The organism is Kutzneria sp. NPDC051319 (assembly GCF_040682195.1).
Lineage (GTDB): Bacteria > Actinomycetota > Actinomycetes > Mycobacteriales > Pseudonocardiaceae > Kutzneria.
This window is the reverse complement of record NZ_JBFBAM010000012.1, coordinates 1-15,715: the sequence shown is the minus strand read 5'-3', so window position 1 is coordinate 15,715 and position 15,715 is coordinate 1. Positions and strand designations below refer to the sequence as shown.

11 protein-coding genes are annotated in these 15,715 nt (G+C 70.1%); 8 read left to right on the top strand and 3 right to left on the bottom strand.

The genetic code is table 11. The annotated features are described in order from the left end of the window. Positions 1-313 precede the first annotated feature (313 nt). The 4 genes from AB0M73_RS14530 (at position 314) to AB0M73_RS14515 (ending at position 6,031) form a co-directional block, all read left to right on the top strand. Positions 314-655, top strand: coding sequence for an Lsr2 family protein (locus tag AB0M73_RS14530; protein ID WP_043718402.1), 342 nt, complete (start codon positions 314-316; stop codon positions 653-655). 151 nt (positions 656-806) lie between these two features. After that, complete coding sequence (locus AB0M73_RS14525; RefSeq protein ID WP_363891079.1) at positions 807-2,543, top strand: pyruvate dehydrogenase; 1,737 nt, start codon at positions 807-809, stop codon at positions 2,541-2,543. A gap of 242 nt (positions 2,544-2,785) precedes the next feature. Continuing rightward, on the top strand, positions 2,786-3,760 hold the full coding sequence (locus AB0M73_RS14520; RefSeq protein ID WP_363891077.1) for a nucleoside hydrolase: 975 nt from the start codon (positions 2,786-2,788) through the stop codon (positions 3,758-3,760). A gap of 24 nt (positions 3,761-3,784) precedes the next feature. Continuing rightward, on the top strand, positions 3,785-6,031 hold the full coding sequence (locus tag AB0M73_RS14515) for an AAA family ATPase (protein ID WP_363891075.1): 2,247 nt from the start codon (positions 3,785-3,787) through the stop codon (positions 6,029-6,031). Here the strand turns inward: AB0M73_RS14515 and AB0M73_RS14510 are convergent. From AB0M73_RS14510 to AB0M73_RS14500, 3 genes are read right to left on the bottom strand one after another with little or no spacing between them, the layout of a single operon-like run. After that, a complete protein-coding gene (locus AB0M73_RS14510) occupies positions 5,973-6,872 on the bottom strand; it encodes a 3-methyladenine DNA glycosylase (RefSeq protein WP_363891073.1) in 900 nt (299 codons plus the stop codon). The genes AB0M73_RS14515 and AB0M73_RS14510 overlap by 59 nt on opposite strands. 14 nt (positions 6,873-6,886) lie before the next feature. Continuing rightward, positions 6,887-8,326 (bottom strand): cytosine permease, encoded by a 1,440-nt coding sequence (locus AB0M73_RS14505; protein WP_363891071.1) that lies wholly within the window; start codon positions 8,324-8,326, stop codon positions 6,887-6,889. Between the two features lie 52 nt (positions 8,327-8,378). Then, on the bottom strand, positions 8,379-9,536 hold the full coding sequence (locus AB0M73_RS14500) for an FAD-dependent monooxygenase (RefSeq protein ID WP_363891070.1): 1,158 nt from the start codon (positions 9,534-9,536) through the stop codon (positions 8,379-8,381). A 102-nt stretch (positions 9,537-9,638) separates the two neighbouring features. Here AB0M73_RS14500 and AB0M73_RS14495 point away from each other — a divergent pair, with 102 nt between their 5' ends. The 4 genes from AB0M73_RS14495 to AB0M73_RS14480 are packed head-to-tail and all read left to right on the top strand — an operon-like array spanning position 9,639 to position 15,571. After that, a complete protein-coding gene (locus tag AB0M73_RS14495; RefSeq protein ID WP_363891069.1) occupies positions 9,639-10,979 on the top strand; it encodes an extracellular solute-binding protein in 1,341 nt (446 codons plus the stop codon). Further along, positions 10,976-11,917 carry a sugar ABC transporter permease gene (locus tag AB0M73_RS14490; RefSeq protein WP_363891067.1) on the top strand — a complete coding sequence of 314 codons (942 nt, stop codon included), beginning with the start codon at positions 10,976-10,978 and terminating at the stop codon, positions 11,915-11,917. The genes AB0M73_RS14495 and AB0M73_RS14490 overlap by 4 nt, the downstream gene beginning before the upstream one ends. Beyond that, the gene (locus AB0M73_RS14485; RefSeq protein WP_363891065.1) at positions 11,914-12,765 is read left to right on the top strand and encodes a carbohydrate ABC transporter permease; all 852 of its coding nucleotides are present in this window, start codon (positions 11,914-11,916) and stop codon (positions 12,763-12,765) included. The genes AB0M73_RS14490 and AB0M73_RS14485 overlap by 4 nt, the downstream gene beginning before the upstream one ends. Positions 12,766-12,769: 4 nt before the next feature. Further along, complete coding sequence (locus tag AB0M73_RS14480) at positions 12,770-15,571, top strand: glycoside hydrolase family 2 TIM barrel-domain containing protein (protein ID WP_363891063.1); 2,802 nt, start codon at positions 12,770-12,772, stop codon at positions 15,569-15,571. The last annotated feature ends 144 nt before the right edge of the window (positions 15,572-15,715 follow it).

Genomic DNA, 15,715 nt, shown 5'->3' with positions numbered 1-15,715 from the left:
CAGCGGGGCAAGCAATCCGCGGTCACGGGCGAATCCGGACCTAACGCCACCTGATCCGGTGAAGAATCGGTGACGACAACTGTCGTCGCTGGTCTGTTCGGCGTACTAGGGGCGGACCGCCGTGGTGACAACTGCTGCCCGATCGGCCGCTCGGGCGTGACCGACCCCACCCGGTTAGCCGCTCAATTTGGTTTCGAGTCGGTGAGTCATTTTGTGCGGAGTATCGACTAGACTGGCCGCAGTCGCGTCGACGGGGCACGCCTCTTTGACAGCGAGTATTACGCCACGTTCCGACCCAGACGGAGAAACGTCCATGGCACAGAAGACCATCGTCCAGCTGATCGACGACCTCGATGGCGGTGAGGCCAACGAGAGCGTGTCCTTCGGGCTCGACGGTGTCGAGTACACCATCGACCTGTCCGAGGAGAACGCGAAGAAGCTCCGCGAGGGCCTGACCTCGTTCGTCGAGAAGGCGCAGCGAGTCGGTGGCCGCAAGCAGCGGGGCGGCAGCACCACCGCGGTGAAGGCCGGCGGCGACCGCGCGCAGAACCAGGCCATTCGCGAGTGGGCCCGCAGCCAGGGGGAGAAGATCTCCGACCGCGGCCGCATCCCGGCCGAGCTGGTGGCCAAGTTCCAGGCCGCTCACGGCAGCTGAACAGGCTGAGCAAATAGGCAAGGCCAAACGATGGCGCCCGCTCTCCGCGGGCGCCATCGGCATGTCCGCCACTAGATTCCTCGGTGAACATCGGGTGCGGCCCCGCCAATAGGAGGTGAGTCGCGCCACATCGACCGGGGAAGGGTGGCCCATGGCTCAGACCGTCGCCGACCAGCTCATCGAGGTCCTCCGGCAGGCCGGCGTGCGCCGGGTGTACGGCCTGGTGGGCGACAGCCTGAATCCGATCGCCGACGCCATCCGCCGGACCCCGGACGTGGAGTGGGTGCACGTCCACAACGAGGAGGCGGCGGCACTGGCCGCGGCGGCCGAGGCGCAGCTCACGGGGCGGCTGGCGGTGTGCGCCGGCAGCTGCGGCCCCGGCAACACCCACCTGGTCCAGGGCCTGTACGACGCCCATCGCAGCGGCGCCCCGGTTTTGGCCATCGCCTCGCACATCCCGTCGACGCAGATCGGCACCAACTACTTCCAGGAGACGCATCCGCAGCACCTGTTCCTGGAGTGCAGCGACTACTGCGAGCTGGTGTCACGGCCCGAGCAGCTGCCCCGGTTGCCGCGGATCGCCATCCAGACGGCATTGGCCAAGCAGGGCGTGGCCGTGCTGGTGCTGCCCGGCGACCTCACCGCCGAGCCGGCCGCTTTTCCCACCGGCGCCAGTCACATCGTGGAGACGCGGGCGGTGGCCGAGCCGGCCGAGGAGGCCGTTCGGGCATTGGCCGCCAAGATCAATTCGGCGGCCACGGTGAGCTTGTTCGTCGGGGCCGGCGTTCGCGACGCCCGGGCCGAGGTCCTGGAGCTGGCGGCTCGCGTGCATTCACCGATCGGGCACTCGCTCGGCGGCAAGGAGTGGATCCAGTACGACAACCCGTACGACGTGGGCATGAGCGGGCTGCTGGGCTACGGCGCCTGCTACGAGGCGACCCATGAGGCGGATCTGCTGATCCTGCTGGGCACCGACTTCCCGTACGACACCTTCCTGCCGCAGGCCCACACCGTCCAGGTCGATCGCGACGCCTCCCGGCTCGGCCGGCGTACCCGGCTGGAGCTGGGCGTCGAGGGTGACGTCGGCGCCACGCTGCGGGCCGTGCTGCCGTTGCTGCGGCAGAAGACCGACCGGTCGTTCCTCGACCGGATGCTGCGCAAGCACGCCGATGCCCTGGAGAAGGTCGTCTCCGCCTACACGGATCGGGTGGAGAAGCTGCGGCCCGTGCATCCCGAATACGTGGCCGCCGTGCTGGACGAGCTGGTCGCCGACGACGCCGTGATCACCGTGGACACCGGCATGTGCAACGTGTGGGCCGCGCGCTATCTCACGCCCAACGGTCGGCGGCGGATCATCGGCTCGTTCCGTCACGGCACCATGGCCAATGCCCTGCCGCACGCCATCGGGGCCGCCCATGCCCAGCCCGGCCGGCAGGTGGTGTCCATGTCCGGCGACGGCGGTCTGACCATGTTGCTGGGCGAGTTGCGCACCGTGCGGGAGCGGAATGTGCCGGTGAAGATCATCGCTTTCAACAACGGGTCGCTGGGCATGATCCGGTTGGAGATGATGGTGGCGGGATATCCGTCGTTCGAGACCGACCACGGCGTTTCCGACCTGGCCGCCATCGCCCGGGCCTGCGGCGTGCCGGCCGAGGTCGTCGACGATCCGGCTCAGCTGCGCGGCGTCCTCTCGACCGCGCTGGCCTCTCCCGGCCCGTTCCTGGTCGACGTGCGCACCGACCCCAACGCCCTGTCGATCCCGCCCCACATCACGGCGGCCCAGGTCCGCGGCTTCGCCCTCGCCGCCACCCGCACGGTCCTGGACGGAGGCGTAGGCCGGATGATCGACCTGGCCCGCAGCAACCTCCGCTCCATCCCCCGCCCCTGAAAACCGCGAGTCCCGCTCTCGGGACGCCATGAAACAGCTTCATGGCTGCCTGAGAACGGGACTCGCGGTGTGAAAAAGAAGGGGTCCGGACCCGCCGCTCCCCTCGACCAGCGGGTCCGGGAACCCCGAAATCCCCGGAACGTCAACTATGCGGAGACAATGGTCACGGTGGCCAGGGGTTGGCCGTTGCCAACCCAGGAAACACCCCCGTGTCCGCCCGAAGGGGCTCGCATAATCGGCCGGTGCTGATCGTTGTGGACACGGATCCCGGCGTGGACGACGCGTTCGCGCTCGTGGGGTTGCTGGCCCGGGCCAAGCGGGGCGACTGCCGGGTGCTGGGGATCGGCACGGTGCACGGCAACCTGCCGCCGGAGCCGGGGGCGGACAACGCCCTGCGCATCACCGAGCTGCTGGGCCTGGACATCCCGGTGGCGGTGGGCGAGGCCAAGCCGCTGGTGGGGCCGGAGATGCAGTCGGGGCAGATCGTGCACGGCGAGGACGGCCTCGGCGGCAACGCGGGCCCGGCGCCGACCAGGAGGCCGACCCAGGAATCGGCTGCCGAGCAGCTGGCCCGGCTGGCCAGGCAGCACCCCGGCGCGATCACGGTGCTGGCCCTGGGCCCGCTGACCAACGTCGCGAAGGCCCTGGAGATCGAGCCGGACCTGCCGAACCTGGTCGAGCACGTGATCTGGATGGGCGGGGTGTTCACCCTGCCCGGCACGGTCGGCGTGGCCCAGGAGCCGAACGCCTGGCACGACCCGGAGGGCGCGGAGCGGGTCCTGGCCGCCGGCTTCCGGACGACGGTGGTGCCGATCGACGCCGTCGTCGAGGCCTGGGCCGACGAGGCGTGGATCGCCGAGCTGGCCAAGATCGACAACCCGGCGGCCCGGGCGCTGACCTCCTGGCACAAGCAGTACCTCGACTTCTACTCGGGCACGCTGGCGGTGGAGCACGGCAGTCCGGGCATGCTGCTGTACGACCCGGTGGCGGCGGCGATCGCCCTGAACCCCGGCCTGGCCCGGTACGAACGGCACGAAGTCGTCGTCGAGCTGCACGGATACCTGCGCGGGGCGACCCTGGTCGACCGCCGGGCGACGCCGTTGCCGGGCACTGAGCTGCCCAAGCGCCGTCCGGCCGAGGTGGCTGTGGCCGCGGACACGGCGCGGATCCTGTCCGAGTTGCTGGCCGACATCGCCGACCTGGGGCGGCATCTGTAATACCCTCGGCTCCGGGGGTAGGGCATGGTGGAAAACTTCGGCCGGCACGTGCGGGCGCTGCGGACCCGACACGCGCTGTCGCTGCGCGGCCTGGCCGACCTCGCCCACATCACCCCGGGCTACCTGAGCAAGATCGAGAACGGCCGGCTGCCCTCGGTCGACATGGCCCGCACGCTGGACATCGCTCTCGGCGCCAACGGCTCCCTGCTCGCGGTGCTGACCGTCGGCCGGCTCCCCCGCCCGGCCCAGCTGCCGCTGGCCATGAGCGGCTTCGTCGGCCGCGAGCCGGAGATCCGGGACCTGACCGCGGCCCTGGAACGCCCCACCGACAGCCGGGTCCCGCTGATCATCGCCGTCGACGGCCCGCCGGGGGCCGGCAAGACCACCCTGGCGCTGCATTTCGCGCACAAGGCCATCCCGCGTTTCCCGGACGGCCAGCTGTACGCCGACCTGCGCGGACACAGCCCGCACGACCGGCCGGCCCGGCCCGAGGAGGTGCTGGCCGACCTGCTGCGCTCGCTGGGCGTGCCGGTCGCCGGGACCGCCGACGTCGAGCAGCTGGCGGCGCTGTACCGGTCGGCGCTGGCCGAGCGGCGCATGCTGATCGTGCTGGACAACGCGGCCGACTTCGCGCAGATCGAGCCGCTGCTGCCGGGCACGGCCCGCTGCGCGGTGATCATCACCAGCCGGGAGCGGCTGTCCGGCCTGACCCTGCGGGCCAGCCCGCACCGGCTCACGCTGGGCCCGATGTCCGAGGACGAGTCGCTGGCGCTGCTGACGACCGTGCTGGGCAAGGAGCGCGCCGACCGCGAACCGGCGGCGCTGGCCTCGCTGGCCGCCCGCTGCGGACGCCTGCCGCTGGCCCTGCGGGTCGCCGCCGAACGGGCCGTCACCACCCCGGACTACGACCTGCGCGACCTGGTCTCCGAGCTGGATTCGGAGCGCCTGGACGTGCTCGGCGTCGAGGACTCGGACGTGCGGACGGTGTTCTCCTGGTCGCTGCGGCGCCTCGACCCCGACGCCGCCCGCCTGTTCCCGCTGCTGGGCCTGCATCCCGGCCCGCAGATCAGTGGCCGGGCCGCCGCCGCGTTCGCCGGCATGCCGCACACCTTCGCCCGCCGCGCCACGGCCCGACTGACCCACGCCCACCTGCTGCGGGCCGTCGGCCGTGACCGCTACACCTTCCACGACCTGATCCGCGACTACGCCGCCGAGCTGGCCGACCGCGAGGTCACGGACACGCCGGCGGCGGTGTATCGCCTGGTCAGCTGGTACCTGCACTCCACAACGGCCGCCACCCACGTGCTGGCCCCGTTCCGCTTCGACCCGATGGCCAAGGACGAGCCGCCCCGGGGCGTGCACCCGCTGGGCTGGACCTCCGACGACGCGGGCGCCCTCGACGCCCTGCGCTGGTGCGACGCCGAGCTGCCCAACTTCGTGCCGATCATCCAGCTGGCCATGGACCACGGCCATTTCAAGCTGGCCTGGCAGCTGCCGATCGTGCTGTGGACCTACCTGCTGCAACGACGCCCGTGGGCGATCTGGATCCGCAGCCACGAGCTGGCCCGGCAGGCGGCGCAGGCCCTGGGCGACCGGGCGGCCGAGGGCTGGGTCGTGACCAACATGGCCGAGGGCTACCGGCGGATGGGCGAGCTGGAGCAGGCCAGCCGCCTCTACGCCGAGGCCCGCCAACTGCGGTCCGATGTGGACGATCGTTACGGACTGGCCTGGGCCCTCGCCGGCTCGGCGTTTCTGGCCGCCGATCTGCGTGATGACGGTCAGGCGCAGGAGTTCGCCGACGAGGCGACGCAGATCTTCGTGCAGTACAAGGACATTCAGGGCCAGGCGCTGTGCCTGATGACCCGGGGCGACGTGCTGCGGCTGCGGGGCGACCTCGACGGCGGCCTCGCCCTGTGCGCACTGGCGCTGGGCATGATGTCGGACATCGCCTCGCTCGAAGGCCAGGTGCACGTGCTGCGCAAGATGGTGGAGATCCACCTGGCCCGCCGCGACTTCAACCACGCGTTGGCGTTGCTGGACAACACCGTCGTGACGAGCCGGGAACTGCGGGACCGCTGGGCGCAGGCCGAGGCGCTGACCCGGCGCGGCGATGTGCTGATCGAGCTGGGCCGCCGTGACGAGGCCCGTGCGTCCTGGCAGCAGGCCCTCGCGCTCTACGACGAGCTGGACGACACCACCGGCAGCCGGTCGGTCAGGGAGTTGCTGGCCGGTGCGCTTCCTGCCACCGCAGCAGGTCCCGGCAGCAGGTGATCAGCCTGTCCCGCAACGGTTTCGACCGCTCGGCGAAGTCGGCCTGCCGCCGCGCGTACTCGGCCCGCCCGGCCGCCGACTCGATCGGCACCGGCTCGTAGCCCAGCTCCGACAGGTCGTACGGGCTGGCCTTCATGTCCAGCTCGCGAATCTGCGCGGCCAGCTCGAAGCAGTCGGCCACCACCTCCGACGGCACGTACGGCTCCAGCTTGTACGCCGCCTTGTACAGATCCATGTTGCCGTGCAGGCAGCCCGGCTGCTCCAGCTCGACCTGGCCGTCCCGCGTCGGCTGCAGGGTGTTGCGGGGCCGGGCCGGCGGGGTGAAGAAGCGGAACGCGTCAAAGTGTCCACATCGGACCTGCGACGACTCCACCAGTTCGTCGGTTCCCTTGTGCCCCAGGCGGAGCGGCCAGCCGAAGTGGCGGACCTGCTCCGGCGTCTGCCGGTACACCATGGCCCACTCGTGCAGCCCGAAGCAGTTCAGCCGCGGCGGCCGCGAAGCGGTGGCGGCCAGCAGCGCCAGGTAGAACTCGGCCGTGCGGATGCGAGGTTCGGCGCAGGCGGCGGGATCCAGCGTCACGCCGTCTTCGACGCGGTGATACCCCTTGTAGGCCAGGAACTCCGAGGCGTCCCCGGCCAGCACGAAGCCGAGGCCGGGGTGCCAGCGCTCCAGCCGACCCGGCCGCTGCGAGTAGTAGGTGAACAGGAAGTCGTGCACCGGGTGCTTTTCCTTGGCCACGGAGCGTTCCCGGTGCGGCTGCGTCCAGCACCGGACCCGGTCGGCGTGCGCACGCTGCCGGGCCCGCCACTCGGGTTCGGTCAGCACCGTTGTCACGTCCACCGGATAACGGTACGTCAGCCGGCGACAGCCTCCCGAGCGGCCGTCCGCGTCCGCAGCGTCAGCACGGCGTACAGCAGGCCGGACAGCAGGAAACCCAGCACGATGCCGAGGTTGGTGATGGCCAGCGGGCTGTCGGCGACGCCGGCCGGCAGCAGGAAGCCGGTGATCGCCGCCAGGTGCGCGTCGGCCGAGGTGACCAGGCCCAGGCCGACGACGGTGCCGATGACCATGGACCCGATGCCGGCCCAGTTGAACCGCCCGTAGCGGCCGTTGACGTCGTCCAGGGCGGCGGTGTCGTAACCGTCGCGGCGGTGCATCCACAGGTCGACCAGGAACACCGCGGCCCAGGCCGAGGCGGCAACGCCGGTGATCAACAGGAACGCGATGAACACGCTGGCGAAGGTCGGGGCGACGAACACGATGTAGACGCCGCCGATGATCATCAGCACCCCGTCGATGCCGGCGGTCACCGGCCGCGGCAGCCGCACGCCGATGGCCTGGAGCACCAGTCCCGAGGAGTACAGGTCGACCGCGCCGGCGGCGGTGACGCTGATGATCACGCTGATCAGGTACGGGACGAGGAACCAGGTCGGGGCCTGCGCGGCCAGCGCGCCGATCGGGTCCTTGGCGACCGCGGCGACCAACACCGGGTCGCTGGTCGACAGCAGCACGCCGACCAGCACCAGCAGCCCCTGGGTGACGCCGCCGCCGGCCGCGGTCCAGCCGAGGATGCGCCGCGAAGGCGTGTTTCGTGGCAGATAGCGGGAGTAGTCCGCCCCGGCCGCCAGCCAGCCCAGCCCGGTGCCGGCCATCACCAGCACGATGCCGCCGAGGAAGATCACGGCGGAGCCGGCCTTGCCGCCGCTCAGGTCGAAGTGCAGCCGCGGCAGGACCACGATCAGGTAGACGACGGTGACCACGGCGGTGATCAGGGTCAGCCAGCGCTGCACCCGCTGGATCACGTGATACCCGTACACCCCGAGCACGATCGTGCCGAGCGCGATCACCGCGAAGGCCAACGCCACCATCGCCGTGCCGCCGAGCCCCGGCGACAGCCGTTCCAGCACGGTCCGGGTGGCCAGCGCCCCGAGCGCGACGCTGACGGTCTCCCAGCCGACGACCGTGAACCAGGTGATCAACGTCGGCAGGCGGCTGCCCAGCACGCCGAACGCCGCCCGGCTCAGCATCATCGCCGGCGCACCGCCCCGCGTACCGGCCACGGCCACCGCCCCGACCAGCGGATACGACAGGCCGATGCCGATGACCACGGCCAGCATGGCCTGCCACCAGTTCAGCCCGACCGCCACCACGAGCAGGCCGTAGCCGACCGGCAGCATGCTCAGGTTGGCCGCCGACCAGACCCAGAACTGGCGGCTCGGCGCGCCGTAGCGCTCCTCGTCCGGCACGTGCTCGATGCCCCGCTGCTCCACGGAGCTTCGGTCGACGGTCACCATCCGTGTCTCCCCGTTCACTCGCCCGGCATCACCGTAGCGGGGGACGGATCGCTCAGACCACGCCTTCCGCCCACTCGATGTGATGCGCGTACAACCAGGCCCGGGACTGCTGCCGATCGTTCAACTGCTCGGACAGCACCTCGTCGCCGCTGTCCTGGGTGGCGCCGTCGTTGGCGCTGGTCGCCACCAGCCGCTCCACCCGCTCGCGGCGGATCCGCTCGTACGCCAGGAACGCCTCGTCCCGCGGCAGATCCCGCAGGCACTTGGCCAACACGACGGAGTCCTCCAGCGCCATCGACGCGCCCTGGCCGGCCGCCGGCGACGCAGCGTGGGCAGCGTCGCCGACGAGCACCATCGCGCCGCGGTGCCAGACCGGCGTGGACGGCACGTCGTAGGCGTTGCCGCCGACGATCTCGTCCCAGGTGGCCTCGATGATCCGCCGCGACGGCGTGGTGTCGGCGATGAAGAACTCGGCGGCCCGGCGGCGCCAGCCTTCGAGCGTCATGCCGGCGATGTTCTCCCGCGTCAGCTCCGCGCCGGGCAGCCGGGCGAACCAGAAGGTCTCGCCCTGCGGAGACGTGGTGTAGCCGAAGAAGGCCCGCTTGCCCTGGATCATCCGGTAGGCGTCGGTGGACAGCGGCAGCGTCGGGTCGTCGGTGTAGCCGTACAGGATGTTCAGGCCGGTGTAGCGCGGTTCCGGCGCGCCGGGGTCGATCAGCGACCGCACACGCGAGTGAATGCCGTCGGCCCCGACCAGCACGTCGCCGAGCTCGGTCGAACCGTCCTCGAAGACGGCCCGGATCCGGTTGCCCACGGGCACGGCGTCGACCAGCCGTTTGCCGTTGGCGACCGGAATGCCGCGCCGGCGTGCCTCTTCGGTCAGCGCCCGGTAGAGCGCCGAGCGACGCATGGTCCGCGGATCGTGGCGGGTCTCGATCTGGCCGGCGATGTGCTGTCGCCCCAGCACCTGGCCGCTGCCGCTGAGGAATTCCACTGTGGTGGCCGGGAAGGAGACGGCCTCGACCACCCCGGCCGCGTCCACGGCGGCCAGCGCGTCCATGCCGTTGTTCATGATGGTCAGGAAGGCGCCGACATCGTCGCCGCCGACCGGATAGGCCTCGAAGACGCCGACGTCGACGCCGGCCTTGTGCAGAGCCAGGGCGGTCGCCGGTCCGGCGACGCCACCCCCGATGATCAGCACCCTGGTCATGGATCCGTGATCGTAGCGGCACTGTGCGTGCTGGTACGAGAGCCGAATCTATGATTGTGTGAACAAATTCACCGCCGCCGCGTGACGGAAAGGGGGCAGCGCGTGACCATCGGTCGCCGTCGCCTGCTCGGTCTCGGACTCGGCGCACTGGGCGCCGCCGCGCTCGCGGGCTGTGCCCCGCCGGGCGCCACCCCGGTGAACGCGGAGCCGACGATCCCGGCCGCCGCCCCCGGCGAGAAGATCACGCTGACCTACTGGGCGTGGCTCAAGGACCTGCAGTCCGTCGCCGACATCTGGAACGCCAAGAACCCGAACGTGCAGGTCCAGGCGGTGTTCAGCCTGGGCGGCAACAGCGGCGGCTACCAGAAGATGTACTCCGCGCTGGCCGCCGGCGGCGGTCCCGACCTGGCCCAGGTCGAGCTGCGCAGCGTGCCGGAGTTCATGCTCGTCGGCGGCCTGATCGACCTGTCCCGCTACGGCGCCGAGCAGTACCAGTCGCGCTACGACGAGGCGGCGTGGGACCAGGTCAGCTTCAACGGCGGCGTCTACGCCATCCCGCAGGACACCGGCCCGATGGCCTGGTACTACCAGCCCGAGGTGCTGGCCAAGGTGGGCGGACAGCCACCGACCACTTGGGACGAATGGGCCACTTTGGCCCAGGAGCTGCACAAGCAGGATCCCAGCGTGTACCTGGAGGCCTTCTCCGTGGCCGACGCGTCGCCGTTCATGGCCTACGCGGCGCAGGCCGGCGGGAAGTGGTTCAACCCCACCGAAAACGGCTGGATCGTCAACCTCACCGACGACGCGACCCTGGCCGTGGCCCGGTTCTTCGACAAGGCCGTCGACGGCGGCTACGTGCAGACCGGCTTCGACCCGTACAGTCCAGGTTGGACGGCCGCCGCCGGCAACGGCCAGATCGCCGCGCTCACCGGGGCGTCCTGGGGCGACGCGCTGGTCGAGACGATCGGCACCGGCAAGGGCAAGTGGCGGGTGGCCCCGATGCCCCGGTGGTCCACCGGTTCCGGGTCCTCCGCGGTCGGCGGCTCCAGCACCGCGATCCTGGCCAACAGCCGCCATCCCCAGGAGGCGCTGGACTTCGCGGTGTGGATGACCACCAGCCCGGAGGCCATCGACGCCCTAATCAAGTACTGCGGCATCGGCTGGTCGCCCGCCCGCGACTACATCGGGGCGCAGCGGCAGCAGCCCAGCGAGTTCTTCAGCGGCCAGAACTACAACAGCGAAGTCTTCGTGCCGGCGGCCAAGCAGCAGCCCAAGGACTGGCACTGGGGACCGATAACCCAACGCACCCTCAACACGCTGTCCGACAACTTCCGGCGCAAGCTGACCGCCGGCCAGTCCTTCGTGGACAGTCTGCACAAGACGCAGCAGACCACTGTGGACACCATGCGGCAGATCGGGCTCACCGTGCTGGAGGCGAAGTGACCACCGCCGTGAAATCCGCGTCCGCCGTCAAGGCGACAGCACCGCAGCGGCACCGGCGCAAACTGCTGGGCGCGCCCTGGATCCTGCTCGCGCCGTTCCTGCTGCTGTTCGTGCTGACCGTTCTCGGCCCGGTGGTCCTGGCCGTGGTGCAGAGCTTCACCCACATCAACCGGGCCGGCCTGTTCGGCGAGAAGGGCGTGTCCAGCGACTTCGCCGGCTTCGCCAACTACGCGCAGGCCCTGGGAGACAGCAACTTCCTCGGCGCCATCGGCCGGGTGCTGCTGTTCGGCATCGTGCAGGTTCCGGTCATGACGGTGTTCGCCACCGTCCTGGCCCTGATGCTGGAGTCGGCCTCCGCGCGCTGGCCCGCGTTCTTCCGGGCCGCGTACTTCCTGCCCTACGGCATTCCCGGCGTGATCGCCACCATCCTGTGGTCGTTCCTGTACGTGCCCGGCCTGAGCCCGATCATCGACGTGGGCAAGCTGGTCGGCCTGGACATCGACTTCCTGGGCCCCAACGCGGTGCTGTGGTCCATCGCCAACATCGTCACCTGGACCTACACCGGCTACAACATGCTGATCATCGTGGCCCAGCTGAAGTCGATCCCGTCCGAGATCTACGAAGCGGCCAAGGTGGACGGCGCCTCCCCGCTGCGCGTCGCCCTGTCCATCCAGCTGCCGCTGATCCGGCCGGCGCTCGTCCTCAGCGTGGTGTTCTCCATCATCGGCACGCTCCAGCTGTTCGCGGAACCGTTGGTGCTCAGGACGGTCTCGCCGGCCATCGTCACCGAGTACACACCCAACCTGAGCGCCTACAACAACGCCTTCGCCTACAACGACTACGGCATCGCGTCGGCGGAGGCCGTGATCATCGCGGTGGCCGCGTTCGTGCTGTCCTTCGGCTTTCTCGCCTGGACCAACCGGAGGGGCCGGTCATGACGACCACCAGGAACACCGGCTGGACCATCGTGGTCACCGGCCTGCTCACCGTTGTCGCGCTGTACTTCCTGGTGCCCGTGTACTGGGTGGTGATCGCGTCGACCAAGTCCTCGGGCGACCTGTTCACCACGCCCGGCTTCTGGTTCGGCCGGACCATGGAGCTGTTCACCAACGTGGCGCAGGTGTTCACCGCGTCCGACGGCATCTACCTGCGCTGGCTGCTCAACAGCGTGATCTACGCCGGCGGCGGCGCGCTGGTCGCCACCTACCTGGCCGCGGCCGGCGGCTACGCGCTGGCCAAGTACGACTTCCCCGGCCGCAACCTGGTGTTCGGCACCGTGCTCGGCGGCGTGCTGGTGCCCAGCACCGCCACCGCGCTGCCGCTGTTCCTGTTGTTCAGCAAGCTGGGCCTGGCCAACACCTACTGGGGCGTGCTGCTGCCGGCGATGGTGTCGCCGTTCGGCCTGTACCTGTGCCGCATCTACGCCCAGGCCACTGTGGACGACTCCGTGCTGGAGTCGGGACGGCTGGACGGCGCCGGCGAGCTGCGGATCTTCCACACCCTGGTGCTGCGCAGCATGGCCCCGGCGCTGGTCACCGTGTTCCTGTTCCAGCTAGTGGGCATCTGGAACAACTTCCTGCTGCCGCTGATCATGCTGGCCGACGACAGGCTGTACCCCATCACGCTGGGCCTCAACGCCTGGCGCAGCCAGGTCGACCGGTCGCCGCAGTTCTACGAGCTGACCATCGGCGGCCTGCTGGTGTCGGTCATCCCACTGGGGATCGCCATGATCTTCTTGCAGCGGTACTGGCGCGGCGGCCTGACAGATGGTTCTGTGAAGGGTTGATGGCGTGACGTACTACGAGGACTTCTCCCCCGGTTCGAACCGGCTGCCGCCGCGCTCGTGGGTGCGCTCCAGTGCTCCCGTTCTGTCACTGAACGGTGACTGGAAGTTCAAGCTCTGGCCGCATGCCGACGCGCCGCTGGAGGATCCGGCCGACTGGGACACGCTGCCGGTCCCGTCGCACTGGGTGCTGCACGGCGACGGTCGCTACGGCCGGCCGATCTACACCAACATCAAGTACCCGTTCCCGGTCGACCCGCCGTATGTCCCGGACGAGAACCCGACCGGCGACCACTTCCGCACGTTCACGTTGCCGGACTGGGGAGTCGACCGGTTCGTGCTGCGCTTCGACGGCGTCGAGTCGACGTTCAAGGTGTGGGTCAACGGGACCGAGGTCGGCGTGGGCAAGGGCAGCCGGCTGGCCACCGAGTTCGACGTCACGGATCTCGTGGCGCCGGGCGAGAACGCCCTGCTGGTGCGGGTGCACCAGTGGTCGGCCGCGACCTACCTGGAGGACCAGGACCAGTGGTGGCTGCCCGGCATCTTCCGTGACGTCTCGCTGCTGGGCCGGCCGTCGAAACGCATCGACGACGTGTGGTTGCAGGCGTCGTTCACCGACGGCCACGGCGTCGTCACGCCCGAGGTCAGCGGCTCGTTCCCGATCACCTTGTCCGTGCCGGAACTCGCCGTTTCGGTGACATGGCAGTCACCTTCCGAGGTCGCGCCGATCGAGGTCGGTTCCGTGGAGCCGTGGAGCGCCGAGTCGCCGCGGCTCTACGACTGCACGGTCGCCGCGGCCGGCGAGTCCGTCCACTTGCGACTGGGGTTCCGGACCGTGCGCATCGACGGCGACCAGTTCCTGGTCAACGAGCGCAAGGTGATGTTCTACGGCGTGAACCGGCACGAGACGCATCCCGTGCTGGGTCGCGTGTTCGACCTCGACCACGCCCGCCGGGACCTGCTGCTGATGAAGCAGCACAACATCAACGCCATCCGCACCAGTCATTACCCGCCGGATCCGCGGGTGCTGGAGCTGTGCGACGAGCTCGGCCTGTGGGTCATGCTGGAGTGCGACCTGGAGACCCACGGCTTCGAGTTCGATCCGTCCATCACGGACAATCCGTCCGAGGACGTGCGCTGGCGGGAGCAGTTCCTGGACCGCATGGAGCGCACGGTCGAGCGGGACAAGAACCACCCGTCCATCGTGATCTGGTCGCTGGGCAACGAATGCGCCACCGGCCGCAACATGGCCGCGATGGCGCAGTGGACCCACGAGCGGGATCCAGGCCGCCCGGTGCATTTCGAGCGCGACCATGCCAGCGCCTACACCGACATGCACTCCCGGATGTACGCCACGCTGTCGGAGCTGGCGGCGATCGCCACCACCGGCAACTCCAGCGAGGGCAACCTGCAGCCGGAAGAGGCCGTGCGGCAACGGAATCGCCCTTTCGTGCATTGCGAGTACGGGCACGCCATGGGCAACGGCCCCGGCAGCCTGGCCGACTACCAGGCCGTGTACGAGCAGTATCCGCGGCTGCACGGCGGTTTCATCTGGGAATGGCGTGATCACGGCATTCTCACCAAGACCGCCGACGGCACCCCGTTCTACGCCTACGGCGGGGATTTCGGCGAGGTCGTGCACGACGGCAACTTCGTCATGGACGGCATGGTGCTGCCCGACGGCACCCCGTCGCCGGGGCTGGCCGAGTACGCCGCCGTGATCGCCCCGATCGTCTTCGGCGACGAGCCCGGCACCCTGCGCAGCCGCTACCACTGCATCGACACCGCGGCCGTGCGGTTCACCTGGCGGCGTGAGGACGACGGCGTCGAGGTCGGCCGGGGCGAACTGGAGGTCTTCCCCGTCCCCGCCGGCGAATCCGGCCGATTCGAGCTGCCAGCGGAGGCTCTGGACGTGGCCGCGTCCGGCGAGACGTGGCTGACCCTGGAGGCCGTCTCCGGCCACGTCGTCGGTTCGCGCCAGTACCAGTTGTCTTCTCGGCCGCCGGTTTCTCTCGTGCGGGCCAAGGGGCTCGGCGGGGCCGTGTTCGATCCGCGCACGGGTTCCTTGCTGCGTATCGGAAACGTGGAGATCACCGGGCCTCGGCTGGAGCTCTACCGGGCACCCACCGACAATGACATCCGGGCCGGCGGGTGGATGTGGCATGAACGGGGCCTCGACCGGCTCGAACACCGCGTCCGGGACATTCTCATCGGCGACGACTCGATCACCGTCTCCGTGCGTGTCGCCGCCGCGACGGCCGCTCGGTGCATCGAGGTCACCTACCACTGGTTCGGCGTGGAGGACGGCGTCGCGTTGCGGGTCGACGCCGTGCCGAGCCAGGGTTGGGACTGCACGTGGCCGCGCCTCGGCGTCCGGTTCGAGCTGCCGTCCGTGGAGGAGGCTTCGTGGTTCGGCACCGGGCCGCTGGAGTCCTATTCGGACAGTGACACCGCCGCCCAGGTCGGCCGGTTCACCAGTTCCATGGACGATCTGAACGTCGTCTACTCCAAGCCCCAGGAGACCGGGCACCGTCCGCAGCTACGGTCGCTGGAGCTGGACGGCCGGCTGCGCATCGACACCGTGCCCGACCGCACCGGCCACCGCCCCGGCTTCAGCCTCTCCCGGCATACCCCGCAACAGGTAGCCGCCGCCGCTCACCCCTACGAGCTGCCGTCCAGCGACCGGGTCTACCTGTTCGTCGACAACGCCCAGCACGGCCTCGGCTCCGCCGCCTGCGGCCCCGACGTCCTCCCCCAACACGCCAACTGGCCCGCCGCCCACACCTTCACCCTGCTGTTCAGGGCCTAGTTCGAGGTTGGGAAGGCGGCTTTCCTCCACTCGGAGTGGAGGAAAGCCCCCTTCCAAACACGAAAAAGGCTCAGGGTGGAGCGGGGGGGTGGGGTACACCCCCGGGGGGGGGATTACACCCGGGGGGTGGGGGCCCCCCCCCCA